Raw genomic sequence first — 24,716 nt, 5'->3', positions numbered from 1 at the left:
CCCGCGCGACCGGGTCGGCGTGCCCTGGTCAGACGCCCAGGACCGCTTTGGCGGTGAGGAAGTAGATGACCAGGCCGGTGGCGTCCACCAGGGTGGTGACCATCGGGGCGGAGACGACCGCCGGGTCGATGCGCAGCCGCCTCGCGAGCAGGGGCATGGCGCCGCCGATGGTGGCCGCCCAGCCGCAGATCAGCACCAGGGTGATGCCGACCACGAGGGCGATCTTCACACTGACGAAGAGTGTGCCCAGCACCAGCCCGAGCGCGGCCAGCAGGGAGCCGAGCACCAGACCGACCCGGCACTCGCGCCAGATCACCTTCAGCAGGTCCGAGCCCCGGACCTCGCCGACCGCCAGAGCGCGGACACAGGCGGTCGCGGCCTGGGCACCCGCGTTGCCGCCGGCCCCGATCAGCATGGGAATGAACAGGGCGAGCTGGGCGACCTGCTCCAGCGTGGCTTCGAAGGCCTGCGTCACCCCGACCGTCAGGGTCGCCGCGACCAGCAGCAGCGTCAGCCACAGCGCCCGGTACCGGGCCAGTTGCCAGACCGAGGCGGCCATGTAGTGGCCGGCCCAGGGAGCCGCGCCGGACTGCCGGGCCACGTCCTCGGTGTCGGCGGCCTCGATGGCCTCCAGGGCGTCATCGCTCGTGAACAGGCCGACGAGCCGTTCCTCGCTGTCGACGACCGGCAGGTTCAGAACGTTGGTCTCCCGCATCAACCGGGCGGCCTGCTCGGCGGACTCGGTGGCGTACGCGGACGCGGGCTCGCTGACCACCAGGTGCGACACCATGGTCTCCGGGCTGTTGAGCACCAGCTCACGCAGCTCCACCACGCCGGTCAGCCGGCGCCCGGCGTCCACCACGGGGAGCGTGTACACCGTCTCCGCGTCCGTCCCCTTCGCCCGCACCGTCCGCAGCGCCTGTCCGACCGTCAGGTTCTGCGAGAGCGCCACCACCTCGGGGCTCATCCAGCGGCCGACCGACCCCTCCGGGTAGCCCAGCAGCGCGGAGGTCATCTGCTGCTCGTTGGCGCTCAGACCGGCCAGCACCCGCTGGGCGACCTTCGCCGGGGCCTCGCGCAGCATCCGGGCCCGGTCGTCCGGGTCCATGCCCTCGACGATCTCCCGGAACGTCCGGTCCCGCAGGCCTTCCAGGATCTGCTGCTGGTCGACCGGCTCCAGTTCCTCGAACACCGCCAGCGCCCGGTCCTTGTCCAGGACCCGGAAGGCGACTCCGGCGTCGACCGCGTCCATACGCGCCAACTCGTCGGCGATCACGTGCGGCGGATGCGCCCCCAGCCACTCCTGGACAGCGGTCAGGCGGCGGGCTCCGACGGCCTCCCGCAGCGACGTGGCGAGCTCGGGGCCCGGCTCGTGGGGCGGACGTGGTTGCGGCATGGCAGGTCCTCAACACAGGAGTGGGATCACGGTGGGCGCGGACGGACGCCGCGAGCACGGGCCGGCGGACCGCTCCCGCGGGAGCGGAGGGCGGGTGCTACGCGGCGCACCGACTGGGAGGCTCACTGCTCATCGCAGCACCACCCCCGCTCTCGCTTCACCGCCGGTCTGCCGCGCCACCCCACGGAGGACGCCCTCCCAGCGTACGTGGCCCGACCGGACCGGAACGGACCCGGCCGGCGGGCCGCGTTCCGGTCCGTGTCGCACCGGGCTCCGCTCGGGGAGCCGGACTCCGCACAGCCGGAAACGGCCGGAGCCCCCGCACAGTGGGCTCCGGCCGTTCGATTCGCCGCCTCCTCGCCCGACCTCGCTGTCCGGGCGGAAGGGCGGGCGGAGGGGCGTCGGCGGGGTGTTACAGGGCGAGGCCGGTGAGGACCAGGACGCGCTCGTAGGTGTAGTCGTCCATCGCGTAGCGGACGCCCTCGCGGCCGACGCCGGACTGCTTGGCGCCGCCGTACGGCATCTGGTCGGCGCGGTACGAGGGGACGTCGCCGATGATCACGCCGCCGACCTCCAGGGCGCGGTGGGCGCGGAAGGCGGTCTGGAGGTCGTGGGTGAAGACGCCTGCCTGGAGGCCGTACTTGGAGGAGTTGACGGCGGCGAACGCCTCGGCCTCGCCGTCGACCCGCTGGAGGGACATGACCGGGCCGAAGACCTCTTCGCAGGCGAGCTGCACGTCGTCGGGGAGGCCCGCCAGGACCGTGGGGGCGTAGGTGGCGCCGTCGCGCTTGCCGCCGGTGAGGAGTTCGGCGCCGGCGTCGACCGCCTCCGCGACCCAGGACTCGACGCGCTTCGCGGCGTCCTCGCTGACCAGGGGGCCGACATCCGTGGTGGCGTCGGCGGGGTCGCCGGTGACCAGGGCCTCGACGGCGGCGACGATCTTCGGGACGAGGCGGTCGTAGACCGAGGCGTCCGCGATGACGCGCTGGACCGAGATGCAGGACTGGCCGCCCTGGTAGTTGGAGAAGGTGGCGATCCGGGTCGCCGCCCAGTCCAGGTCCTCGTCGGAGGCGTAGTCGGACAGGACGACCGCCGCGCCGTTGCCGCCCAGCTCCAGGGTGCAGTGCTTGCGCGGCACCGAGTCCATGATCGCGTAACCGACCGGGCCCGAGCCGGTGAAGGAGATGACCGGGAGGCGCTCGTCCTGGACCAGGGCGGGCATCTTGTCGTTCGGGACCGTCAGGACGGACCAGGAGCCCGCCGGGAGGTCGGTCTCGGCCAGCAGCTCGCCCAGGATCAGCGAGGAGATCGGGGTGGCCGGGGCCGGCTTCAGGATGATCGGGGCGCCGACGGCGATGGCCGGGGCCACCTTGTGGGCGCTGAGGTTGAGGGGGAAGTTGAAGGGGGCGATGCCCAGGACCGCCCCGCGCGGGAAGCGGCGGACCAGGCCCAGGCGGCCGGTGCCGCCGAGGTCGGTGTCCAGGCGCTGCGCCTCGCCGCCGTTGAAGCGGCGGGCCTCCTCGGCCGCGAACCGGAACACCGAGACCGCCCGGCCGACCTCGCCGCGCGCCCACTTGATCGGCTTGCCGTTCTCCGCCGAGATCAGCTGCGCGATCTCCTCGGTGCGCTCCCCCAGCCGCCGTACGACGTGGTCCAGCGCGGCCGCCCGGACGTGTGCCGGGGTCGCGGCGAACTCGTCGCGTACGGCGTGGGCGGCGGCGACGGCCTCCTCGACCTGGGCGTCGGTCGGCACACTGACGGTGCCGACGAGGCGTCCGTCGTACGGGTTGGTGACGTCGAAGCTGTCGGCACCGGTGGCCCGGCGGCCGGCCACCCAGAAGGCGTGGGGCGAAGTCATGGAGGTTCCGGCCCTTCGGAGGTCGTGAGGAGGTCGTACGGAGGTCGGGATGTACTGCGTCGTGGGCGCCCGGGAGGCTCCCTCTGTGGTCCCACGGTAGGACGGGGCAGCCCCGATCGCGTTTAGCCGGGGTGGAGTGGGTTCGGCCTCCCCTGCTACGGATTGGCAGGGGGCGCGCAGGAGGGGGCTACGCCTCCGGTGGGGTCGCCGCCTCCGTCGCCTTCAGCGCCAGCCACAGCTCCATCCGCGCGTCCGGGTCGTCCAGCGAGCGGCCCAGGATCTCCTCCACCCGGCGCATCCGGTAGCGCAGGGTGTGGCGGTGGACGCCCAGGTCGGCGGCGGCCGCGTCCCACTGGCCGTGGCGGGAGAGCCAGGCGCGCAGGGAGGCCACGAGGTCGCCGCGGCCCTTGGCGTCGTGCTCGTGCAGGGCGCGGAGCATGCCGTCGGCGAAGGCCCGTACGGCGTCGTCCGCGAGGAGCGGCAGGACCGAACCGGCGGCCAGCTCCTCGTGCTCGACCAGGGCCCTGCCCCGGCGGCGGGCGACCGAGAGTGCCTGTTCGGCCTGTTTGTACGCGGAGGAGACGGCGATCGGGCCGCAGGGGGCGGAGAGGCCGACGACCACGTCGCTGTCGTCCGGGCCCCCTTCGCGCGGGGCACGGTCGTCCTGGGCCTCGGCGTAGGCCGCGCAGGCGGCGACCGCCGTGCCGCCGTCGGCCGCCAGGACCACCACGCGCTCACCCTCGGGCACCATCAGCAGCGCCTCGCCGGCCCGCGCGGCGGCGGCCTCCATGGTCTCGGTGAGCAGTTCGTACGCGGCCGGCGCGGCGGCCTCCGCGATCAGCAGCCGGAAGGGGGCGTCGAGCAGCCCGCCGTAGAGGTCCCCGGCGACCGCGCGGGCGTGGTCGGGCTGGCCGGCCAGCAGCATCCGCAGGACGGCGGCGCCCAGGCGCTGTTCGGCGCCCTGGAGGGAGCGGGAGCGGGCGGTGGTGAGGGTGAGGAGGGCGACGGCGGAGTGCACGGCGTACCGCTCGGCGGTGCCCGGGGCGGCGCCCGTGCCGACGGCCAGGGCCCCGCGCGCCCGGCGGCCGGTGCCCAGCGACTGGAGCTCGACCCGGTCCTCGCTGTCCGCGACGACGATGCTGGCCGGGGCCGGGCGGTCCCGCAGCCGCTGGACGTCCGGGGTGAGGCGGGCCGCACGGCGGGCGGCCCAGTCGGGGGCGGCGGCGAGGACCGCGCCGGAGGTGTCGTACAGCGCGGCCCACCCGTCGACGTGGGCGGCGAGACGGGCGAGGAGGTCGGCGGGACCGTCCCCGGCGAGCGCGGCCTTCGTCAGCTCGCGCTGGGCCTCGAAACCGGCGGTCACCGCGCGGTACTGGTCGGCGGCGATGGCGGCGGAGACGGCCTTGCTGATGGCGAGGAACGGGGTGCGGCGGGGCACTTCGAGGAGGGGCAGGCCCGCTTCCTCGGCGGCCTCGACGAGCGCGTCCGGGATGTCCTCGTAGTTCACGCCGACCCCGAAGCCGACCCCCGCGACCCCCGCTCCGGCCAGCCGTCGTACGTACCGGCGCATGGACTCGGCGTTCTCGGCGTCCAGGTTGGTGGCGGTCACCAGGAGCAGTTCGCCGCCGTCCATGTAGGGGACGGGGTCGGCCAGCTCGCTGGCGTGGGCCCAGCGCACCGGGGTGCCGAGCCGGTCCGCCCCGGCCCGCACCGTGAGCTTGAGCGCCGAGTGCTGGACGAGCGAGGCGAGCGTGGGGGGCATGGGACCGGGACCCTCGGTGTCGGTGGCGCCGGGCCGACGAGGGGGTTCGCCAGCCGGATGGGCAGTGGGTATTTCGCCGTCCCGTATGAACGGCTGCCATCGATTCTGCCAGGGCGGCAGAGTTCCTGTAACCGCTCTCAGCGCTCCCCGTCCCGCGGGACGCCCTTATCGGCCACCCAGCTCCACCAGCAGCGGCGGCGCGTACTCGCCGTCCACCGTCGTCAGCCGGATCACCGCGTGCCCGGCCGGGACCGCGTACGCCAGCTCGGAGGCCGACCAGCGCTCCTTCTCCACCTGCCGCACGGTCACCGCGTCCGTGGTCACCGCCTTCCCGGTGACCAGCTTGCGCAGCGCGTGCAGGGCGCGGGTGAAGGGCTGGTCGGCGAAGACGGTGTGCTGGGCGACCTCGCGGGTCTCGACCCACTCCTTGCCCCAGGCCTCCGCGAACCGCTTGCCGTCCCAGGTGGTGATGCCGGAGAAGGCGGCCGTGCAGCCGACCGCGCCGAGCAGCGGGGTGTGCAGGGCCTCAGGGACGTCATCGACCGTACGGAGGGTGAGGACGGCCCCCGCGTTGACCGAGCGCAGCCGGCGGATGCCGCGTACGGTCTCGGCGGTCACCGCGTGGGTCGCGTCGTCCAGCACCAGGCCCGCGAAGAGCGCGGTGTCCGTGCGGGCCGCCGTGATCGCGGTGAACTGGGCGAGCAGGAGGCGGGTGAGGAGGCGGGAGGCCTCGGCGTGGCCGCGCTCGGGCAGGTCGACGCGGACCCGCAGCGGATACTGGCCGAGCGAGCGCAGCTCGAAGGGGCGGGCGTCGGGTCCGGTGGCGAAGAACCCGGCGAAGGCGGGCCGGTCGAGCAGGGCGACCCGGTCCGCGAGGACGGGCGCGGGGTCGCCGGGGCCGCCCGCCTGCCGGGCCCGGGCCTCCAGCTCGCGGAGCATCGCGTGGTGCCCGGCGGCTTCGAGGGCGGCGCGGAGGGCGGCGAGCGCGGCCGGGGCTCCGTCGAGGAGTTCGCGCAGCTCCGGTACGGAGGGGAAGTGGCCGTGGGCCGCCCGGTAGGGGCCGAGCAGCTGGGCGAGGACGGTGGCGGCGCGGCGGCTGTCCAGGCTGCCGACGTCGCCGACGAGCCCCTCCGCGAGGACGGCGGCGGCCTCGTCGGGGTCGCTGGTGCCGCCGTAGAGGTCCAGGTCGTGGGCGGAGGCGGGGTTGCCGACGCGGACGACGACGTCGAAGGCCTCGTCCGGGCCCAGCGGTGCCCCCGCGCCGCCGACGGCGAGGACGGCCGCCTGTCCGGCCAGGGCACGCAGGCCCAGGGCCTCGACGACGGGCCGCACCAGCCGGTCGGACTTGCCGGAGCCGGGCGGCCCGACGGCCAGCAGCGAGGTGCCGAGCAGGGCGGGGTCCAGGGCGAGGCCGGTGGAGCGGCGGGCGTAGGGGTTGTGCGGGTCCTCGGCGCAGCGCCCGATGCGGACCTGGCCGGTGAGCACGTCGTGGCGGGCGGTTCGGTGGGGCAGGTCGCGCCGGCCCGAGGGGTGCAGGGCGGCGGCTCCCCCGGTGCGGAGGACGGCCTCGGCCAGGGGGGCGAGCCGGTCGGGGCTGCGGGTGGCCTCCGCCCAGGCGTGGCGGAGGCGGGCCGCGTCCACGTCGTTCATCCGGCCGGTGCGGACCTCGGCGGTGAGGGTGTCGGCCGCGTCGGTCCAGCCGGCCGCCCGGAGTTCGGGCCAGCGGTCGGCGGAGGTCTCGGTGGCGGGGGCCGGGTCGTCGGCGGGGGGCGGGGTGGCGGTCCCCCTGCGGGCGGCGATCAGCTCGCGCCAGCGGCCGAGGCGGGCGAAGGGCCAGAGGACGGCGGCGGCGATCAGTCCGTAGACGATGTTGACGACGGTCTGGCTCTGGTAGATCTCGCCGCCCGCCACGGCGGCCACGAGGACCAGCACCGGGCGGACGACCGGCAGGGCCTCGTTCCAGACGAGCAGTTGGGTGAGGCCCGCCGCCGCGGCCGCCGCGAGGGCGAGGAAGGGCTGCCCCCGGTCGACGGCATGGCGGCGGAACAGCTCGGAGAAGTTGCCGATCCGGCCGCAGCCGTAGACGAGGAGCCCGAAGAGGAGGGCCTCGTACACGGTGAGGGCGTCGGAGCCCTCGATGGTGCGGGGGCCGCCGGAGGTGCCCGGGTTCCACCACTCGCCCGGGGTGAAGAGCTTGAGCGGGACGAGCCGGTACGGGAGGTAGCCGTTCCGCCAGAGCGACCAGAGGAGGAGGGCGGAGAGGAGGGTGATGACGGCGCCCACGACGAGCGAGCGGTCGGAGACCTCCTCGCCCTGCTCGGGCGGGCGCGGGGTGAACCCGAACCGCCAGACGCCCGGGGCCGCGGGCGGGCGGGGCGTCCGCAGCCAGACGTCCAGGGCGGCGGGCGGCTGCTCCGTGGGGGGCGGCGGCGCGGCGGGGCGGGCGGCGGACGGCCCGGCCGGGGGCGGGATCGCGGGCACCCGTGGTGCCTCCGGCTCGCCACCGCGCGGGCCCCAGGGCTGTCCCGACGCGGGGGTCCCCGCTCCCGGCACCTTCGGCGGTCCCGCCGGAGGCGGTGGCACCGCCGGGCCCGGCACCCTGTCCGCGCCCGTGCCCCGTACGCCCCGCGCGCCCTCGTCGTCCATGAACCACTGCCCCCTTGACCTGCCGGTCCGTCCGCTGCCCCGGTCAATCTAGTGCGCGCGCACGGGGAGTTCAGCAACCCGCCCGAAGAGTGACCGTCCCGGGCCGTCCCGGCCCGTCCCCGCACCCGCATCGCGCCAGGTCGGCGGGGCGTCGGCCGCCGTCCTGTCCGCCGCGGACAACGACACGCACCCACCACTCCCGATCGGAGCATGCCCGGGTCCCTCCCCCGCCCCTAGCCTGCAGAAAAGAAGAGCGTCCGCAACACCCCCAGGAGCCCCGCATGACCGCCATTCCGCAGGAGCGCCGCGTCGTCACTGCCATCCCCGGCCCGAAGTCGGCCGAGCTTCAGGCTCGCCGTGTCGCCGCCGTCGCCGCAGGTGTGGGCTCCACCCTGCCGGTGTTCACCGCCCGCGCGGGCGGCGGGATCATCGAGGACGTGGACGGCAACCGGCTGATCGACTTCGGCTCCGGGATCGCCGTGACCTCGGTCGGCGCCTCCGCCGAGGCCGTCGTGCGCCGCGCCACCGCGCAGCTCGCGGACTTCACCCACACCTGTTTCATGGTCACGCCGTACGAGGGGTACGTCGAGGTCTGCGAGCAGCTGGCCGAGCTGACGCCGGGCGACCACGCGAAGAAGTCGGCGCTGTTCAACTCGGGCGCCGAGGCCGTCGAGAACGCGGTGAAGATCGCCCGCGCCTACACCAAGCGCACCGCCGTCGTCGTCTTCGACCACGGCTACCACGGCCGGACGAACCTCACCATGGGCATGACGGCGAAGAACATGCCGTACAAGCAGGGCTTCGGCCCGTTCGCGCCCGAGGTCTACCGCGTCCCGGTCGCCTACGGCTACCGCTGGCCGACCGGCCCCGAGAACGCCGGTGCCGAGGCGTCCGCCCAGGCCATCGACGAGATCACCAAGCAGATCGGCGCGGAGAACGTCGCCGCGATCATCATCGAGCCGGTGCTCGGCGAGGGCGGCTTCATCGAGCCGGCCAAGGGCTTCCTCCCGGCGATCGCGCGGTTCGCCGAGGAGAACGGCATCGTCTTCGTCGCGGACGAGATCCAGTCCGGCTTCTGCCGCACCGGCCAGTGGTTCGCCTGCGAGGACGAGGGCATCGTCCCGGACCTGATCACCACCGCCAAGGGCATCGCGGGCGGTCTGCCGCTCTCCGCCGTGACCGGCCGCGCCGAGATCATGGACGCCGCGCACGCGGGCGGCCTGGGTGGCACGTACGGCGGCAACCCGGTCGCCTGCGCCGGTGCGCTCGGCGCCATCGAGACGATGCGCGAGCTGGACCTGAACGGGAAGGCCAAGCGGATCGAGGAGGTCATGAAGGGCCGCCTCGCCGAGATGCGGGCGAAGCTCCCGAACGGCGACATCATCGGGGACATCCGGGGCCGTGGCGCGATGATCGCGATCGAGCTGGTGAAGTCCGGCACGAAGGACCCGGACCCGGAGGCGGCCGGGGCGCTCGCCAAGGCCTGCCACGCCGAGGGCGTCATGGTCCTGACCTGTGGCACCTACGGCAACGTGCTGCGCTTCCTGCCGCCGCTGGTGATCGGCGAGGACCTGCTCAACGAGGGTCTGGACGTCATCGAGCAGGCGTTCGGCACGCTCTGATCCTCCGGCCCCGGGCGCGTACGGAGGCGGCTCCGCGCCGCTGCCGTACGGCGTCCGGGTGAGGGCCTGTGAAGAAGGTGTGCGGGGGCGATGGCGGGTGGCGGCTGCGGCTGTCGGCCGCCCCCTCACTGCCGTACGGTTTCTGCAGATGAGAGAAACACATCGCCCGCGGGAGACCGCGGGGGATTCCGGGCCGGAGCTTCCCCGGCGCCGTCCCGGGCGTGCCTCTGCGCACGGCACCGGAGCCTCCGGCTCCGGGACTCCTCACCGATCGGACGGCCGCCCGCCCCACACCCCCCGGGGCGCGCGGCAACCCGGTCCCGCCGGCCATCCCGGAACAACCCCCCCTGTTCCCGGGTGGCCGGCCTCTCTCGTTCTCGCCCCGCTGGTGGCCCTGTTCGGGCTGATCACCTGGCAGGTGGCGGCCGACGGCCCGCTGGTCCGGCTGGACGAACGCCTCGGCGAGAGCCTGTTCCGGCGCGGCCCCGCCGCCCTGACCCAGCTCTTCTCCGACCTCGGCGGGGTGCCGGTGGCGCTCCCGGTGCTGGTCTGCGCGATCGCGTACGCGCTGTGGCGCGGGGCCAGGCGGCTGCCGGTGTACGCGGCCCTCACCATGGCGGCCGTGCCCGCGCTGGTGATCCCCCTGAAGGTGGCCACCGCCCGGCAGGGCCCGCTGACCGAGGCCGTCAACTACTACCCGTCGGGCCATACGGCGACGGCGGCGGTGGCGTACGGGGCGTCCGCCCTGCTCCTCCTCGCGGTGGACCGGCCGGCGTGGCTGCGCGCGTGGCTGCCGCCCGCCGCCGCGGTGCTGCTGACCGCGGCGACGGGCGTCGGGCTGGTGCTGCACGGCTACCACTGGCCCCTGGACGTGCTGGCGAGCTGGTGCCTGGGGCCGGTACTGCTGGCGCCGCTGTGGTGGGCGGGCCGCCGCCGGGCCGGCCGCGGGCGCTGAGCGGGCCGGAGGCGGGCGCTGAGCGGTCCGGCGGCGGGCCCGCGTCGGCACTTCGGCGCCCGGCCGACGCCTCTGGGCCCGGCCGGCGCCTCTGCGTCCGTCGGCGCCTCTGCGTCCGTCGGTGCTTCCCGAGCGGGACGGCCGGGTCGCGGGTCCCGGGCGGCCGGGGCGCGGCGACCCGGGGCCGGGCATGGGTGATGCCCGGCGCCGCGGTCCTCTTCACCCCGGCGACGGGCATCGGTCTGGTGGGCGTACGGCCGGGTGCGGCCGGCCGTACGCCGGTCGGTCAGCGGCCGAAGTAGCTGTTGAAGTTGCGGCTGAACTCCCAGTTGTTGAACCGGTCCCAGTTGATCGACCAGGTCATCAGGCCGCGCAGGTCCGTCCAGGTGCCGTGCGTCTGGTAGGAACCGCAGTCGGTCTTCTTGATCAGGCAGTTGAGCGCCTTGTTGACCTCGGCCGGTGAGGTGTGGCCGTTGCCCGCGTTGGTCGAGGCCGGGAGGCCGATGGCGACCTGGTCGGGGCGCAAGCCCGGGAAGACGCGGCTGGTGTTGCCCGCGACCGGGAAGCCGGCGAGCAGCATGTCGGTCATCGCGATGTGGAAGTCCGCGCCGCCCATCGAGTGGTACTGGTTGTCCAGTCCCATGATCGGGCCCGAGTTGTAGTCCTGGACGTGCAGCAGGGTCAGGTCGTCGCGGAGGGCGTGGATGACCGGGAGGTACGCGCCGGCGCGCGGGTCCTGGCCGCCCCAGGGGCCGGAGCCGTAGAACTGGTAGCCCAGCTGGACGAAGAAGGTCTCGGGCGCCATGGTCAGGATGAAGTCGGAGCCGTACTTCGCCTTGAGGGTCTTCACCGCCGAGATCAGGTTGACGATCACCGGTGAGGTCGGGGCGCGGAAGTCGGTGTCGCCGGTGTTCAGCGAGAGGGAGTGGCCCTCGAAGTCGATGTCCAGGCCGTCCAGGCCGTAGGTGTCGATGATCTTCGAGACCGAGGTGACGAAGGCGTCCCGGGCGGCGGTGGAGGCGAGCTGCACCTGGCCGTTCTGGCCGCCGATGGAGATCAGGACCTTCTTGCCCGCGGCCTGCTTGGCCTTGATCGCGGCCTTGAAGTCCGCCTCGGACTCGACGTTCGGGCACTCGGTGACCGGGCAGAGCGAGAAGCGGATGTCGCCGGAGGTGACGGTGGTGGGCTCACCGAAGGCGAGGTTGATGACGTCCCAGGAGTCGGGCACGTCCGCCATGCGGGTGTAGCCGGAGCCGTTGGCGAAGCTGGAGTGGAGGTAGCCGACGAGCGCCCGCGCGGGCAGCTTGCCCCCGCCGCCCCCGCCGCCCGCGGTGGTGGTCGCGACGAGGCCGGCCGACTTCGCGGACTCACCGGCCGCGTTGGTGGCGGTGACCTGGAAGGTGTACGCGGTGGAGGGGGTCAGCCCGGTCACCGTGGCGGCGGGGCCGGTGGCCGAGGCCACCTTCGTACCGCCCCGGTAGACGTTGTAGCCGGTCGCGCCGGAGACGGCGTTCCAGGAGAGGGCGACCGAGGAGGAGGTGAGCGCGGTGGTCCGCAGGCCCGCGGGGACGGCCGGGACGACCACGGGGTCGCCGCCGGGGCCGACCAGGGTGAGGTCGTCGACGTAGTGGGCGGGCGTGCCGTACCAGCCGTGGGTGTAGACGCTGACGGAGGTGGTGTTCGGGCCGGTGGTGAAGCTCGTGGTGAGCTGCTTCCAGGCGCCCGGGGACTGGGTCCAGGTGGAGACGTCGGTGGTGCCGGTGCCGGTGGCGCCGAGGTAGACGTGGCTGCCCTGCACCCAGGCGCTCAGCGTGTAGCGGGAGTTGGGCTTCACCGTGACGCTCTGGGAGCACCGGGCGTTGTCGTTGCCCGCCGGGGTCGCTTTGAGGGCCGCCGTGCCGCTGCGTACGGGGGTGGAGACGGCCGCCCCGCTGGCGGCGCTGCAGCTCCAGCCGTCGAGGCCCGCCTCGAAGCCGCCGTTGCGTGCCACGTCCACGTCGGCCGCGCTCGCCGCCGGTGCCGTGGCGACCAGGGCACCGGCGGCGAGCACCGCCGCCGTACAGGTGGCCAGAAGTCCGGAAAATCTGACGGTTGGTCCGGTGCGTCCCACAACAGCCTCCGAGCAGGGGGGAATCGGGTGTGGCGTGCGCACAACATGGTCCAGACCAATCAGGTTGTCAAGACCTCTGGCAGCCGGTCACTCCTCCTCGTCACCGCCCCGGGCCTCCGGCGGCCACCCGCCCCCGCGGTCGTGCCGGGACGCCGCGGCCCCGGCCGCCTCGTGCATCGCCAGCTCCAGCAGCCCGGCGTCCGTGAGGGTCCCCGAGCCGTCCGGCGGGATCAGCCAGCGCACTCCCCCGGCCGCCCGGCCCGGGTGCGGCACGACGATCCAGGTGCCGGGGCCCGCCCCCCTGATGCCGGTCCCGAGCCAGCGGGACACGGTGCCGGGCGGGACGAAGAACCCCATGCGGGACTCGCCGAAGTCGGCGAGGACCGGGCCCGGCCGGTCGATGAGACGGGTGAGCACGTCGAGCGTCGGATATCCCAGCTCACCCGGCAGGATCAGCACGTCCCAGCGCTTGCCGGCGGGGAGGAGCGCGACCCCCTGCGGATTGCGCTCCCACTCCCGCCGACAGGCACGCGGTTCCGGTGCCACCGATGTGAGCCACTCGACCGCGGCCCTGGTCTCCGAGCCAGTCATGGCCTGCCTCCCGTTGACGTGGGCACCGGCAGGGTCCCGCCGGTGCGTTCACGTGCGAGAGAGCGGCGGGCGCCAACTATGACGCGGGTTCAGGCTACTTGTTGGTAGTGAACTGGGTCACACTGTTGGACGGGGTGTCAGCTGTCGAAGCCGAGCCCCAGCTTGTCCATGGTCCTCAGCCACAGATTGCGGCGGCCCCCGTTGCCGTCGGCGCGGGCGAGCGACCGCCGGGTGATCTCGATCCCGGCCCAGGCGAACGGCTCCGGCGGGAACGGCATCGGCTTGGAGCGGACCATCTCCAGCCGGGTCCGCCCGGTCTCCTCACCGGCGAGGAGATCGAGCATCACATCGGCCCCGAAACGCGTCGAGCCGACGCCGAGACCGGTATATCCGGCGGCGTACGCGACCCGCCCCTGATGGGCCGTGCCGAAGAACGCGGTGAAACGCGAACAGGTGTCGATCGCACCGCCCCAGGCGTGCGAGAAATTCACCCCGGAAAGCTGCGGAAAACAGTCGAAGAACTGCCCGGCGAGCTTCAGGAACGTCTCCGGCCGCTGGTCCAGATCGGCGCTGAGCTTTCCGCCGTACGGATAGATCGCGTCGTAGCCGCCCCACAAAATCCGGTTGTCCGCGGAGAGCCGGAAGTAATGGAACTGATTGGCGCTGTCACCGAGTCCCTGACGGCCCTTCCAGCCGATGGATTCCAGCTGCTCGGAGGTGAGCGGCTCGGTCATCAGCGCGTAGTCGTAGACCGGCACGGTGTACGGGCGGACCCGCTTGACGAGCGAGGGGAAGATGTTGGTGCCGAGCGCGACCCGGCGGGCGAAGATCCGCCCGTACGGTGTCCGCACCGCCATCCCCTCGCCGGAGCGGACCAGGTCCAGGCCCCGGGTGCCCTCGTAGATCCGTACGCCCAGCTCCCGGCAGGCCCGCTTCAGCCCCCAGGCGAGCTTGGCCGGGTGCAGCATCGCGACCCCGCGGCGGTCCCAGAGGCCGCCGAGGAAGGTGGGCGAGTCGACCTCGGCGCGCACGGCGTCGCGGTCCAGGAAGTCGACCCCCGTGATGCCGAGCGCCACGATCTCCTGGTGCCATTCCCGCAGCTCGTCGAGCTGGTACGGCTCGGTGGCGACATCGATCTCGCCGGTCCGCTCGAACTCGCAGTCGATGCCGTAGCGGGCGACGGCTTCCTCGATGGCGTCGAGGTTCCGCGCGCCCAGCTCCTCCAGCTCCGCGATCTCGTCCGGCCACCGCTCGACGCCGTTGGCCAGGCCGTGGGTGAGGGAGGCGGCGCAGAAGCCGCCGTTGCGGCCCGAGGCGGCCCAGCCCACCTCGTGCCCCTCGATGAGGACGACGTCCCGCTCCGGATCGCGCTCCTTGGCGATGAGCGCGGTCCACAGTCCGCTGTAGCCGCCGCCGACGACCAGGAGGTCGGTGTGCTCGTCGCCGGTGAGGGCGGGGAGGGCGGCGGGCTTTTCCGGGTCGTCGAGCCAGTAGGAGACCGGCTTGGCGCCGGAGAGGGATCGTGCGGCGATACGCATGGCAGCTGGGGCCATGGTTTCCAACTCCTTCAGGGATGTTCAGTTCCGTGCACTGCTCTTCCGGCGGCTCGCGATGAGCTGGCCGACGAGCACCACCATCACCGCAATGATGAACATCGCGGTGCCGATGACGTTGATCTGGACGGGCGTGCCGCGCTGCGCCGAACCCCAGACGAACATGGGGAAGGTGACGGTGGAGCCCGCGTTGAAATTCGTGATGATGAAATCGTCGAACGAGAGCGCGAAGGCGAGCAGCGCACCCGCCGCGATTCCGGGCGCGGCGATCGGGAGGGTCACCCGCACGAAAGTCTGTACGGGTCCCGCGTAGAGGTCGCGGGCGGCTTCCTCGAGCCGCGGGTCCATCGACATCACGCGCGCCTTGACGGCGGTCACCACGAAGCTGAGGCAGAACATGATGTGCGCGATCAGCACGGTCCAGAAGCCGAGCTGGGCGCCCATGTTCAGGAAGAGGGTGAGCAGCGAGGCGGCCATGACGACCTCGGGCATCGCCATCGGCAGGAAGATCAGCGAGCTGATCGCGCCGCGCGCCCGGAAGCGGTAGCGGACCAGCGCGAAGGCGACCGCCGTGCCGAGCGCGGTGGCGCCCAGGGTGGCCCAGAAGGCGATCTGGAGGGAGAGCGAGAGCGAGCCGCAGAGGTCCGCGACCCCGCAGGGGTCCTTCCAGGCGTCCAGCGAGAACCGCTGCCACTCGTAGTTGAACCGCCCGTTGGGCTTGTTGAACGAGAACACCATCACGACGATGTTCGGCAGGATCATGTACGCGAGGGTCAGCAGACCCGCGATGACGACCAGGTTCCGGCGTATCCAGCGCAGTACGGGCATCAGACCAGGTCCTCCGTCCCGGAGCGGCGGATGTAGAAGGTGACCATCAGCAGGACGATCGCCATGAGGATGAACGAGAGCGCGGCGGCCGTCGGATAGTCCAGGACCCGCAGGAACTGGCTCTGGATGACGCTGCCGACCATCTTGGTGTCGGTGGAGCCCAGCAGTTCGGCGTTGACGTAGTCACCGCTGGCCGGGATGAAGGTCAGCAGGGTGCCGGAGACCACGCCGGGCATGGAGAGCGGGAACGTCACCTTCCGGAAGGTGGTGGCGGGGGTCGCGTAGAGGTCGCCCGCCGCCTCGTGGAGCCGGCCGTCGATCCGCTCCAGCGAGGTGTAGAGCGGCAGGATCATGAACGGCAGGAAGTTGTACGTCAGACCGCAGACGACCGCCATGGGCGTGGCGAGCACCCGGTTGGACTCGGTCCAGCCGAGCCAGCTGGTGACGTCCAGGACGTGCAGGGTGTTGAGCACGTCCACGACCGCGCCGCCGTCGGCGAGGATCGTCTTCCAGGCCAGCGTACGGATGAGGAAGCTGGTGAAGAACGGGGCGATGACCAGCACCAGCACCAGGTTGCGCCAGCGGCCCGCCTTGAAGGCGATGAGATAGGCGAGCGGGTAGCCCAGCAGCAGGCAGAGGATCGTGGCGGTGCCCGCGTACAGCAGGGACCGGATGAACTGCGGGTAGTACTCGCGCAGCGCGTCCACGTACGTCTGGAAGTGCCAGGTCACCTCGAAGCCCTGTTCCAGGGAGCCGGTCTGTACGGAGGTGGAGGCCTGGTAGACCAGCGGCAGGGCGAAGAAGACCAGCAGCCAGAGGATGCCGGGGAGCAGCAGCCAGTAGGGGACGAGCCGCTTGCGGGTGGAGGGCTTGCGGAGCGTCAGCTCCCGGGGTCCCTCGGGGGTCGGCGCGGGCGGCGCCTCGGTGGCGCTCATTCCGCGTCCTCCACGCTGGTGGCGCCCGCGTCGATGTCCTGGGCGGCGTCGAGGCCGAAGGTGTGGGCGGGGTTCCAGTGGAGGACGACCTCGGCGCCGGGGACCAGGCGCGTGTCGCGCTCGATGTTCTGCTCGTACACCTGGAGGGCGGTTCCGGCCGGGCTCTCGACGACGTACTGGGTGGAGACGCCGATGAAGCTGGAGTCGGTGATGCGGCCGGTGACCCGGTTGCGGCCCGCGGCGACGGTGTCGGCGTCGTCCGCGTGGGCGAGGGATATCTTCTCGGGCCGGATGCCGAGGAGGAGCCGGCCGCCGCTGCTGGTGGGGGCCGAACATCGCTCGCGGGGCAGGGTGAGCCTGCCGCCGCCGGCCGCCACGACCAGGTCGCTCCCGGTGGAGACGATCTCGCCCTCGATGAGGTTGGAGGTGCCGAGGAAGTTGGCGACGAAGGTGGTGCGGGGGTTCTCGTAGAGGTCGGCGGGGGCGCCGAGCTGTTCGACGCGGCCGCCGTTCATCACCGCGACGGTGTCGGCCATGGTCATGGCCTCCTCCTGGTCGTGGGTGACGTGCACGAAGGTGATGCCGACCTCGGTCTGGATCCGCTTCAGCTCCAGCTGCATCTGGCGGCGGAGCTTGAGGTCGAGGGCGCCGAGCGGTTCGTCGAGCAGCAGGACCTGCGGGTGGTTGATGAGCGCGCGGGCGACGGCGACGCGCTGCTGCTGGCCGCCGGAGAGCTGGTGCGGTTTGCGGCGGGCGAAGTCCCCGAGCTGGACGAGGTCGAGCATCTCGTCGACCTGCTTCTTCACCGACTTGATGCCGCGCCTGCGGAGTCCGAAGGCCACGTTCTCGGTGATGTCCAGGTGCGGGAAGAGGGCGTAGCTCTGGAAGACGGTGTTGACCGGCCGCTTGTACGGGGGCAGGTCGGTGATGTCCTTCTCGCCGAGGAGCACCGTGCCGGTGGTGGCCTCCTCCAGCCCCGCGATCATCCGCAGGGTGGTGGTCTTGCCGCAGCCGGAGGCGCCGAGCAGGGCGAAGAAGGAGCCCTGGGGGACGGTCAGGTCGAGCGGGTGCACGGCGGTGAAGGAGCCGTAGGTCTTGCTGATACCGGCGAGGCGGACATCGCCGCCGGCGGTCTGCTGCTGTGTCATGGGTCGCGGTCCCAGTGTGTTCGGTGAGGTGAGGAAGGGGGTGACCGGGCGGAAGGGGCCCGGCCCGCGGCGGGGCCGGTGGCCGGGGCGCCGGGTCAGGCGCCGATGAGTTTGGCGAACTTCTCCTCGTACGCCGTCTCTTCCTCCGTGCTCAGGGAGCGGAAGGCGCGGGACTTCGACGCCATCTCCCTGTCGGGGAGGATCAGGGTGTTGGAGGCCATCGACTCGTCGATCCTGGCGAGTTCCTCGCGTACGCCGTCGACCGGGCAGACGTAGTTGATGTACGCGGCGAGCTGGGCGGCGACCGGGGGCTCGTAGTAGTAGTCGATGAGCTTCTCGGCGTTGGTCTTGTGCCGGGCCTGGGCGGGGACCAGGAGGCTGTCGCTGGAGATGATGTAGCCGGCGGCCGGGATGGTGAACTCGATGTCCGGGTTGTCGGCCTGGAGCTGGATGATGTCCCCGGCCCAGGCGACGCAGGCGGCGATGTCGCCCTTGCTGAGGTCGGCGGTGTAGTCGTTGCCGGTGAAGCGGCGGATCTGCTTCTTGTCGACGGCCTTCTGGAGCCGTCCGATCGCCCCGTCGAAGTCGGCGTCGGTGAACTTCCCCGGGTCCTTGCCCTGGTCGAGGAGGGTCATGCCGACGGTGTCGCGCATCTCGGAGAGGAAGGAGACGCGGCCCTTGAGCTTCGGGTCGTCGAGGAGCTGGGTGACCGAGTCGACCTTGCGGCCGCCGGTGGCCTTGGCGTTGTACGCGATGACCGTGGGGATGCCGGTCCAGGGGTAGGAGTAGGCGCGGCCGGGGTCCCAGTCGGGGCTGCGGAACTGGGCGGAGACGTTGGCGAAGGCGTGCGGGAGGTTGGAGGCGTCGAGCTTCTGGGCCCAGCCGAGCCGGATGATCCGGGCGGCCAGCCAGTCGGTGACGCAGATGAGGTCGCGTCCGGTGTCCTGCCCGGCCGCGAGCTGCGGTTTGATCTTCCCGAAGAACTCGACGTTGTCGTTGATGTCCTCGGTGTACTTGACCTTGATGCCGGTCCGCTCGGTGAAGGCCGCGAGGGTGGGGCGGCTCTTCTCGTCCTCGCTGACGTCCATGTACTCGGTCCAGTTGGAGAAGTTCACCACCTTCTCCCGCTCCGAGTGGTCGTCGGCGGCGGCTGCTCCCTCGGCGCGTCCGGCGGGCGGGATGCCGCAGGCGCCGAGGGTGGCTATGCCGCCCAGCGCGAGGGCGCCCATGCCGGAGGCGCGCAGCAGGGAGCGGCGGGTGAGGGCGCCCCTGCCGTTGGTCAGGGACCGCCTCATGGCCGCCAGCTGGACCGGCGTGAGGCGCTCGGGCTCGTAACTCTCCATACGCGTTTGCCCTTTCGGGTGGGAGGCCGCTGGGGGCTTTCGGCCCCCGGTCGCGCGGCAGCTGCTATCGGTCCCCGAAGATCGTGCGGTGCCAGTCCTTGCGGACGACCGCGGTGTTGTCGTACATGACGTGCTTGACCTGCGTGTACTCCTCGAAGGAGTACGCCGACATGTCCTTGCCGAAGCCGCTGGCCTTGTACCCGCCGTGCGGCATCTCGGAGAGGATCGGGATGTGGTCGTTCACCCACACACAGCCCGCCTGGATCTCGCGGGTGGCGCGGTTCGCGCGGTACAGGTCGCGGGTCCAGGCGGAGGCGGCCAGTCCGTACGGGGTGTCGTTGGCGAGCGCGATGCCCTCGTCGTCGGTGTCGAAGGGGAGGACGACCAGGACCGGGCCGAAGATCTCCGACTGGACGACCTCGCTGTCCTGGGCGGCGTCCGCGATGAGGGTCGGCCGGTAGTACGCGCCGTCCGCCAGCTCCCCGCCCGGGGCCTCGCCGCCGGTGACGACCCGGGCGTAGCCGCGGGCGCGCTCGACGAAGGCGGCGACCCGGTCGCGCTGGGCGTGGCTGATGAGGGGGCCGAGGTCGGTGGTGGGGGCGAAGGGGTCGCCGAGCCGGACGGTCTCCATGAGCGCGGCGACGTCGCGGACGAAGGCGTCGTACAGCGGGCGCTGGACGTAGGCGCGGGTGGCGGCGGTGCAGTCCTGGCCGGTGTTGATGAGCGATCCGGCGACCGCGCCGTGGACGGCGGCCTCCAGGTCGGCGTCGTCGAAGACCACGAAGGGGGCCTTGCCGCCCAGCTCCAGGTGGAGGCGTTTGACGGTGGCGGTGGCGATCTCCGCGACCCGCTTGCCGACGGCGGTGGAGCCGGTGAAGGAGGTCATCACGACGTCCGGGTGGCCCACCAGGTGCTCGCCCGCCTCCTTGCCCGCGCCGGTGACGATGTTGATGACCCCGTCGGGAATGCCTGCCTCGGTGGCGGCCTGGGCGAACATCAGCGAGGTGAGCGGGGTCAGCTCGGCGGGCTTGAGGACGATGGTGTTGCCCGCGGCGACGGCCGGGAGGATCTTCCAGGCGGCCATCTGGAGCGGGTAGTTCCAGGGGGCGATCGATCCGACGACACCGATCGCCTCACGCCGTACGTACGAGGTGTGGTCGCCGTCGTACTCGGCGGCGGCCTTGCCCTCCAGGTGGCGGGCGGCGCCCGCGAAGAAGGCGACGTTGTCGACGGTGCCGGGGACGTCGAACTCGGTGGAGAGCTTGAGCGGCTTGCCGCACTGGAGGGACTCGGCGTACGCGAAGTCGTCGGCCTGCTCCGCGAGGACGGCGGCGAACCGGTGCAGGGCGTCGGAGCGCTCGCCGGGGGTGGCGCCGGACCAGCCGGGGAAGGCGGCGCGGGCGGCGGCGACCGCCGCGTCCACGTCGTCGGTGCCCGCCAGCTCGTAGCGGAGCACGCTCGCGCCGGTCGCGGGGTTCACGATGTCGTGGTGGCGGCCGGACGTGCCCGGGAGCAGCTTGCCGCCGATGTACTGCGCACCTTCCGCGAAGCGGTCCTGAACTGCGAAGCCGTTGCTCATGACGCTCTCCTCCGCCGCTGTACCCGCTGGGCGGGGTCGGCGTAGCCTCTTCGTGAATTGAGTGCCGATCCTGACAGAGGGGCCCGACCCCAACAAGTGATTCCGTTGTTGCCTTTTGGTTACGCGACGGAATCTGTCGACCATGTGTCGTGTCGGTGCGGAAATCCCCGTACGGAGTGTCAGTGGCGGATGCCACACTCACATGTCATGGGACCGATCGATGAGCTTCTGGCCGACGTGGCGCAGGGCAAGCGGGTGAAGTATCTGCCGTTCTGGGGCCACCGCCCGCGCCCCGACGGCCGGCTGGGGGCCGGCTGCCTGAGCCAGTGGTGGCCCTCGCCGTTCACGGTGGACGGGGTCGCGTACGCCAGTGCCGAGCACTGGATGATGGCCGGGAAGGCCCGCCTCTTCGGGGACGCGGAGGCCGAGAGGGCGGCGGTGTCCGCGACGAGCCCGGCGGCGGCGAAGAAGGCCGGGCGGCTGGTGCGCGGGTTCGACGAGGACGTGTGGATACGGGAGCGGTTCGCCCTGGTCGTGGAGGGCAGCCTCCACAAGTTCGGGCAGGACCCGGAGCTGGCCGGCTATCTGCTGTCCACGGGCGACCGGGTGCTGGTCGAGGCCTCCCCGCTGGACCGCGTCTGGGGCATCGGGCTGGCGGCGGACGACGAGCGGGTGGAGCGGCCGCGCGAGTGGGAGGGGCTGAATCTGCTGGGGTTCGCGCTGATGGAGGCGCGGGAGCGGCTGCGGGCGGTTCAGCCCCCGGGTACTGCGGTCTAGGGCCTGTCGTCAAACTGTCGCCTGCCGTGCGACGCCCGGCCCTAGCCCCCCGGGTACGACAGCGCCGCCCGGTCCGGCGGGGAGTGGTTCCCTGCCGGACCGGGCGGCGGACGCGGTACGCGCCGGTGGCTAGCCGCGGCCCTCGATGACCAGCGACGTGGCGAACGGGTCGTCGTCGTAGGTGTCGTCGAAGCTGGAGTCGCCGTTGGCGATGGCCCAGATGATGAAGCCGAGGAGCACGGATCCGACGACGATGCCGACCGAACCCGTGATGATCCCGGCGATCGCCATGCCCCGGTTGGTGGCCTCGCCGCGCTTGGCCCGGCCGAGGCCGATGATGCCGAAGATCAGCGCGAGGATGCCGAGGACGATGTTCACCCCGTACATGCAGAAGCCGACCACCGAGATGATGCCGAGCACCAGCGCGGCCGTGCCGAGCCCGTTGGAGGGCTGCGGCCCCCAGGGCTGCGGGCCGCCGTAGGCGTCGTACCCGGGGTAGCCGCCGTACGGCTGCGCCGGGGGCGCGGGGTAGCCGTAGTGCCCGGCGGCCGGCGGCTGCGGTGCCGCCGGGCCGGGGCCGCCGGGGCCGATCGGCGGCGGCGGTACGGCCGAGGGCGGCGGGCCGAAGCCACCGCCGGCCGGTATCGGTCCGGTGCCGTCCGGGGCCGGGCCCGCACTCGGCATCGACGTCACGGTCTGCTGGTCGTGGACGGCGGGCGGCGGCGGAGTGGGGGCGTCCTTCTTGCCCAGCTCCACCCCGCTGTCCGGCGGTGCCCACGGATCGCGCGGCGCGGCCCCGCCCCCGGGCTGCTCTGTGTTGTCTGACATGGGCCTCCCCCATCGTGATCCCGTCATGCTACGACCCGGTCCCGCGCGGCCTCACCCCGCCTACGATGATCGGTGCGGCCGGCCGGGCCCTGGGCCCCGCCGCCGTACACGCCGAACCGGGAGAGAGACACATGACCGATCCGCACCCCTTCATCGCCGGGCTGCCCAAGGCCGAGCTGCATGTCCACCACGTGGGGTCCGCCTCACCGCGGATCGTCGCCGAGCTGGCCGCCCGCCACCCGGACTCCAAGGTGCCGACCGACCCCGAGGCGCTGGCCGACTACTTCACCTTCACCGACTTCGCGCACTTCATCGACGTCTACCTCTCGGTGGTGGACCTGGTCCGCACCCCCGAGGACGTCCGGCTGCTCACCTTCGAGGTGGCCCGGGACATGGCCCGGCAGAACATCCGGTACGCGGAGCTGACCGTGACCCCGTTCAGCTCGACCACCCGCGGTATCCCGGAGGTGGCCTTCATGGAGGCCATCGAGGACGCCCGCAAGGCCGCCGAGTCCGAGCTGGGCGTCATCCTGCGCTGGTGCTTCGACATCCCGGGCGAGGCCGGGCTCCGGGCCGCCGAGGAGACCGCCCGGCTGGCGGTGGAGCGGCGGCCCGAGGGGCTGGTCTCGTTCGGCCTCGGCGGGCCGGAGCTCGATGTGGAGCGCCCGCAGTTCAAGCCGTACTTCGACCGGGCCATCGCGGAGGGCCTCCACTCGGTGCCGCACGCCGGGGAGACCACCGGGCCGCAGACCGTCTGGGACGCGCTCACCGTGCTGCGTGCCGAGCGCATCGGCCACGGCACCAGCGCCGTCCAGGACCCGAAGCTGCTGGAGCACCTGGCCGAGCACCGGATCGCCCTGGAGGTCTGCCCGACGTCGAACATCGCCACCCGCGCGGTCGCCGACATCGAGCTCCACCCGATCCGCGAGATGGTCGCGGCCGGGGTCCTGGTCACGGTCAACAGCGACGACCCGCACATGTTCGGCACCGACCTCAACAACGAGTACGGGATCGCCGCCCGGCTGCTGGGCCTGGACGAACAGGGCATCGCGGAGCTCGCGAAGAACGCGGTGGAGGCCTCGTTCATGGACCCGGCCGGCAAGCGGCGGCTGGCCGAGGAGATCGACACGTACACGGCGAACTGGCTCCGGGGCCCCGCCCGCTGACCCCGGTCGTCACAATGGCCCCATGGCCGACACCACTCCCCGCCTGACCGCCGTGGCCCACCGCGGCGATCCGTACCGGGTCCGCGAGAACACCCTGCCCTCGATCCGCTCCGCCCTCGACCGGGGGGCGGACGCGGTCGAGATCGACGTACGGGTGACCCGCGACGGGGTGCCCGTCCTGCTCCACGACGCCACGCTGGAGCGGCTGTGGGGCCATGAACTGCGGCTGGACCGGCTGGACTTCGACGAGGTGCGGGAGCTGACCGGCGGCGGGGTGCCGACCCTGCGCGAGGCGCTGGAGGCGACCCGGGACCACCGGGTGATGGTGGACCTGCCCGGCTCCACGGACGCCTCGGTGAAGAAGATCGTCGCCACGGTCCTGGAGTGCGGGGCGGGCGAGCGGGCGTACTACTGCGCGAACACGGACGCGATGCTGCGGGTCCGGGGAGCGGATCCGGCCGCCGAGATCGCCCTGACCTGGACGACGCTCGCCCCGCCGCGCCCGGTGCTGCTGGAGGCGGTGAAGCCGCGCTGGCTGAACTACCGCTTCGGGCTGGTCAGCCGGGAGCTGACCGACCGGGTGCACCGCGACGGGCTGCTGGTCTCCGTCTGGACCGCCGACACCAAGCGCACGATGCGGCGGCTGATCGAGCGGGGCGTCGACTCGATCACCACCAACCGGATCGACACCCTGCACAAGCTGCGCTCCAACTCCCCTGATTTCAGGCGCACTTGATTGATGCGGCATCATGGTCGACGCCATGGCACCGCATGGGTGTGCGAAGGAGCAGCAGACGTGAGTGACCGCCGACCGCAGGAGGCGGCCGCCGCCCGGATCCGTATCGATGTGGCGCACAACGCCCGGGTCTGGAACTACTGGCTGGGCGGCGAGGACCACTACCCGGTGGACCGGGCGGTGGGCGACCGGGTCACCGGGATGTATCCCGGCATCGGCGAAGTGGCCCGCGCCGACCGCGCGTTCCTCGGCCGGGTGGTGCGGCATCTGGCCGGGGACGTGGGCACCGACCAGTTCCTGGACATCGGCACCGGGCTGCCGACGGCCGACAACACCCATGAGATCGCCCAGCACACCGCCCCGCACGCCCGGGTGGTCTACGTCGACAACGACCCGATCGTGCTGGCCCACGCGCGGGTGCTGCTCAGCGGTTCGCTGGAGGGCGCCACCGAGTACGTGGACGCGGACGCGCACGATCCGGAGCGGATCCTGGAGGCGGCCCGGCACACCCTGGACCTGCGGCGGCCGGTCGCGGTGATGATGCTCGGCATCCTCAACTTCGTGCTGGACACCGACGAGGCGCGGTCCATCGTCCGTACGCTGATGGCGGCGGTCCCCGCCGGCAGCCATCTGGTGCTCACCCACCCGACGCTGGAGCTGGGCGGCGAGGGCAACGAGGCGGCGATGCGCTTCTGGAACGAGAACGCCACCCCGCCGATCACCGCCCGCGGCCGGGAGGAGTTCGCCTCGTTCCTGGACGGTCTGGAGCTGCTGGAGCCGGGGATCGTCCCCTGCTCCCGCTGGCGTACGAACCCGCGGGAGCCGGAGGTGGCCCAGTTCGGCGCGGTGGGCCGGAAGCCGTGAGGGGCGACCCCGCGCGAGG

General features: G+C 72.6%; 19 protein-coding genes. 6 read left to right on the top strand and 13 right to left on the bottom strand.

Features of this window, described 5'->3' with window-relative positions; genetic code table 11:
- Window positions 1–28: 28 nt before the first annotated feature.
- The 4 genes from mgtE to ACQ9ZG_RS25510 all read right to left on the bottom strand — a co-directional run bounded on the left by mgtE (window position 29) and on the right by ACQ9ZG_RS25510 (window position 7,662).
- Window positions 29–1,396 carry a magnesium transporter gene (mgtE, locus tag ACQ9ZG_RS25525; RefSeq protein WP_109916751.1) on the bottom strand — a complete coding sequence of 456 codons (1,368 nt, stop codon included), beginning with the start codon at window positions 1,394–1,396 and terminating at the stop codon, window positions 29–31.
- A 412-nt stretch (window positions 1,397–1,808) separates the two neighbouring features.
- Entirely contained in the window at window positions 1,809–3,254 is a 1,446-nt protein-coding gene (locus ACQ9ZG_RS25520) for an aldehyde dehydrogenase family protein (protein ID WP_109916750.1), read from the bottom strand.
- Between the two features lie 187 nt (window positions 3,255–3,441).
- On the bottom strand, window positions 3,442–5,016 hold the full coding sequence (locus tag ACQ9ZG_RS25515) for a PucR family transcriptional regulator (protein WP_499281259.1): 1,575 nt from the start codon (window positions 5,014–5,016) through the stop codon (window positions 3,442–3,444).
- 165 nt (window positions 5,017–5,181) lie between these two features.
- Complete coding sequence (locus tag ACQ9ZG_RS25510; protein ID WP_499281258.1) at window positions 5,182–7,662, bottom strand: ATP/GTP-binding protein; 2,481 nt, start codon at window positions 7,660–7,662, stop codon at window positions 5,182–5,184.
- Between the two features lie 281 nt (window positions 7,663–7,943).
- Here ACQ9ZG_RS25510 and gabT point away from each other — a divergent pair, with 281 nt between their 5' ends.
- Window positions 7,944–9,284: a 4-aminobutyrate--2-oxoglutarate transaminase gene (gabT, locus tag ACQ9ZG_RS25505; RefSeq protein ID WP_109917574.1), complete on the top strand. Its 1,341-nt coding sequence runs from the start codon at window positions 7,944–7,946 to the stop codon at window positions 9,282–9,284.
- Window positions 9,285–9,432: 148 nt separating this feature from the next.
- Window positions 9,433–10,239, top strand: coding sequence for a phosphatase PAP2 family protein (locus ACQ9ZG_RS25500; protein WP_499281257.1), 807 nt, complete (start codon window positions 9,433–9,435; stop codon window positions 10,237–10,239).
- Between the two features lie 286 nt (window positions 10,240–10,525).
- Here ACQ9ZG_RS25500 and ACQ9ZG_RS25495 read toward each other — a convergent pair whose 3' ends face one another.
- The 8 genes from ACQ9ZG_RS25495 to ACQ9ZG_RS25460 form a co-directional block, all read right to left on the bottom strand.
- Window positions 10,526–12,349, bottom strand: coding sequence for a chitinase (locus ACQ9ZG_RS25495; protein ID WP_109914276.1), 1,824 nt, complete (start codon window positions 12,347–12,349; stop codon window positions 10,526–10,528).
- Between the two features lie 87 nt (window positions 12,350–12,436).
- Window positions 12,437–12,940: a hypothetical protein gene (locus tag ACQ9ZG_RS25490; RefSeq protein WP_109914278.1), complete on the bottom strand. Its 504-nt coding sequence runs from the start codon at window positions 12,938–12,940 to the stop codon at window positions 12,437–12,439.
- Window positions 12,941–13,077: 137 nt separating this feature from the next.
- Window positions 13,078–14,493, bottom strand: coding sequence for an NAD(P)/FAD-dependent oxidoreductase (locus tag ACQ9ZG_RS25485; RefSeq protein ID WP_109914279.1), 1,416 nt, complete (start codon window positions 14,491–14,493; stop codon window positions 13,078–13,080).
- A 24-nt stretch (window positions 14,494–14,517) separates the two neighbouring features.
- Window positions 14,518–15,321, bottom strand: coding sequence for an ABC transporter permease (locus ACQ9ZG_RS25480; RefSeq protein WP_018488750.1), 804 nt, complete (start codon window positions 15,319–15,321; stop codon window positions 14,518–14,520).
- Window positions 15,321–16,256: an ABC transporter permease gene (locus ACQ9ZG_RS25475; RefSeq protein ID WP_018488749.1), complete on the bottom strand. Its 936-nt coding sequence runs from the start codon at window positions 16,254–16,256 to the stop codon at window positions 15,321–15,323. Before ACQ9ZG_RS25475 ends, ACQ9ZG_RS25480 begins: the two co-directional genes overlap by 1 nt.
- Window positions 16,253–17,404 (bottom strand): ABC transporter ATP-binding protein, encoded by a 1,152-nt coding sequence (locus ACQ9ZG_RS25470; protein ID WP_109914281.1) that lies wholly within the window; start codon window positions 17,402–17,404, stop codon window positions 16,253–16,255. Before ACQ9ZG_RS25470 ends, ACQ9ZG_RS25475 begins: the two co-directional genes overlap by 4 nt.
- Window positions 17,405–17,499: 95 nt before the next feature.
- Window positions 17,500–18,747: an ABC transporter substrate-binding protein gene (locus ACQ9ZG_RS25465; protein WP_109914282.1), complete on the bottom strand. Its 1,248-nt coding sequence runs from the start codon at window positions 18,745–18,747 to the stop codon at window positions 17,500–17,502.
- A 64-nt stretch (window positions 18,748–18,811) separates the two neighbouring features.
- On the bottom strand, window positions 18,812–20,326 hold the full coding sequence (locus tag ACQ9ZG_RS25460) for a gamma-aminobutyraldehyde dehydrogenase (protein WP_109914283.1): 1,515 nt from the start codon (window positions 20,324–20,326) through the stop codon (window positions 18,812–18,814).
- Between the two features lie 207 nt (window positions 20,327–20,533).
- On the opposite strand from ACQ9ZG_RS25460, the gene ybiA reads away from it, so the two are divergent.
- Window positions 20,534–21,103 carry a riboflavin biosynthesis intermediates N-glycosidase gene (gene ybiA / locus ACQ9ZG_RS25455; protein ID WP_109914285.1) on the top strand — a complete coding sequence of 190 codons (570 nt, stop codon included), beginning with the start codon at window positions 20,534–20,536 and terminating at the stop codon, window positions 21,101–21,103.
- 129 nt (window positions 21,104–21,232) lie between these two features.
- Here ybiA and ACQ9ZG_RS25450 read toward each other — a convergent pair whose 3' ends face one another.
- Entirely contained in the window at window positions 21,233–21,931 is a 699-nt protein-coding gene (locus tag ACQ9ZG_RS25450; RefSeq protein ID WP_084991856.1) for a DUF4190 domain-containing protein, read from the bottom strand.
- A 131-nt stretch (window positions 21,932–22,062) separates the two neighbouring features.
- On the opposite strand from ACQ9ZG_RS25450, the gene ACQ9ZG_RS25445 reads away from it, so the two are divergent.
- From ACQ9ZG_RS25445 to ACQ9ZG_RS25435, 3 genes are read left to right on the top strand one after another with little or no spacing between them, the layout of a single operon-like run.
- Window positions 22,063–23,097: an adenosine deaminase gene (locus ACQ9ZG_RS25445; protein ID WP_109917044.1), complete on the top strand. Its 1,035-nt coding sequence runs from the start codon at window positions 22,063–22,065 to the stop codon at window positions 23,095–23,097.
- A 22-nt stretch (window positions 23,098–23,119) separates the two neighbouring features.
- Entirely contained in the window at window positions 23,120–23,833 is a 714-nt protein-coding gene (locus ACQ9ZG_RS25440) for a glycerophosphodiester phosphodiesterase (protein WP_084991860.1), read from the top strand.
- 60 nt (window positions 23,834–23,893) lie between these two features.
- Complete coding sequence (locus ACQ9ZG_RS25435; RefSeq protein ID WP_109917043.1) at window positions 23,894–24,697, top strand: SAM-dependent methyltransferase; 804 nt, start codon at window positions 23,894–23,896, stop codon at window positions 24,695–24,697.
- Window positions 24,698–24,716: the final 19 nt, after the last annotated feature.

Source organism: Streptomyces araujoniae (assembly GCF_050871195.1).
Taxonomy (GTDB): domain Bacteria; phylum Actinomycetota; class Actinomycetes; order Streptomycetales; family Streptomycetaceae; genus Streptomyces; species Streptomyces bacillaris.
The sequence above is the reverse complement of the archived record's forward strand: the minus strand, read 5'-3'. Positions and strand labels throughout refer to the sequence as shown.

Coding starts and splice junctions, on each gene's coding strand:
- ACQ9ZG_RS25465 (WP_109914282.1), bottom strand. CDS start 18,747: ATGGAGAGTTACGAGCCCGAGCGCCTCACGCCGGTCCAGCTGGCGGCC.
- ACQ9ZG_RS25460 (WP_109914283.1), bottom strand. CDS start 20,326: ATGAGCAACGGCTTCGCAGTTCAGGACCGCTTCGCGGAAGGTGCGCAG.
- ACQ9ZG_RS25515 (WP_499281259.1), bottom strand. CDS start 5,016: ATGCCCCCCACGCTCGCCTCGCTCGTCCAGCACTCGGCGCTCAAGCTC.
- ybiA (WP_109914285.1), top strand. CDS start 20,534: ATGGGACCGATCGATGAGCTTCTGGCCGACGTGGCGCAGGGCAAGCGG.
- ACQ9ZG_RS25470 (WP_109914281.1), bottom strand. CDS start 17,404: ATGACACAGCAGCAGACCGCCGGCGGCGATGTCCGCCTCGCCGGTATC.
- ACQ9ZG_RS25520 (WP_109916750.1), bottom strand. CDS start 3,254: ATGACTTCGCCCCACGCCTTCTGGGTGGCCGGCCGCCGGGCCACCGGT.
- ACQ9ZG_RS25485 (WP_109914279.1), bottom strand. CDS start 14,493: ATGGCCCCAGCTGCCATGCGTATCGCCGCACGATCCCTCTCCGGCGCC.
- ACQ9ZG_RS25510 (WP_499281258.1), bottom strand. CDS start 7,662: ATGGACGACGAGGGCGCGCGGGGCGTACGGGGCACGGGCGCGGACAGG.
- ACQ9ZG_RS25450 (WP_084991856.1), bottom strand. CDS start 21,931: ATGTCAGACAACACAGAGCAGCCCGGGGGCGGGGCCGCGCCGCGCGAT.
- ACQ9ZG_RS25480 (WP_018488750.1), bottom strand. CDS start 15,321: ATGCCCGTACTGCGCTGGATACGCCGGAACCTGGTCGTCATCGCGGGT.
- ACQ9ZG_RS25445 (WP_109917044.1), top strand. CDS start 22,063: ATGACCGATCCGCACCCCTTCATCGCCGGGCTGCCCAAGGCCGAGCTG.
- gabT (WP_109917574.1), top strand. CDS start 7,944: ATGACCGCCATTCCGCAGGAGCGCCGCGTCGTCACTGCCATCCCCGGC.
- ACQ9ZG_RS25440 (WP_084991860.1), top strand. CDS start 23,120: ATGGCCGACACCACTCCCCGCCTGACCGCCGTGGCCCACCGCGGCGAT.
- ACQ9ZG_RS25500 (WP_499281257.1), top strand. CDS start 9,433: ATGAGAGAAACACATCGCCCGCGGGAGACCGCGGGGGATTCCGGGCCG.
- ACQ9ZG_RS25490 (WP_109914278.1), bottom strand. CDS start 12,940: ATGACTGGCTCGGAGACCAGGGCCGCGGTCGAGTGGCTCACATCGGTG.
- mgtE (WP_109916751.1), bottom strand. CDS start 1,396: ATGCCGCAACCACGTCCGCCCCACGAGCCGGGCCCCGAGCTCGCCACG.
- ACQ9ZG_RS25475 (WP_018488749.1), bottom strand. CDS start 16,256: ATGAGCGCCACCGAGGCGCCGCCCGCGCCGACCCCCGAGGGACCCCGG.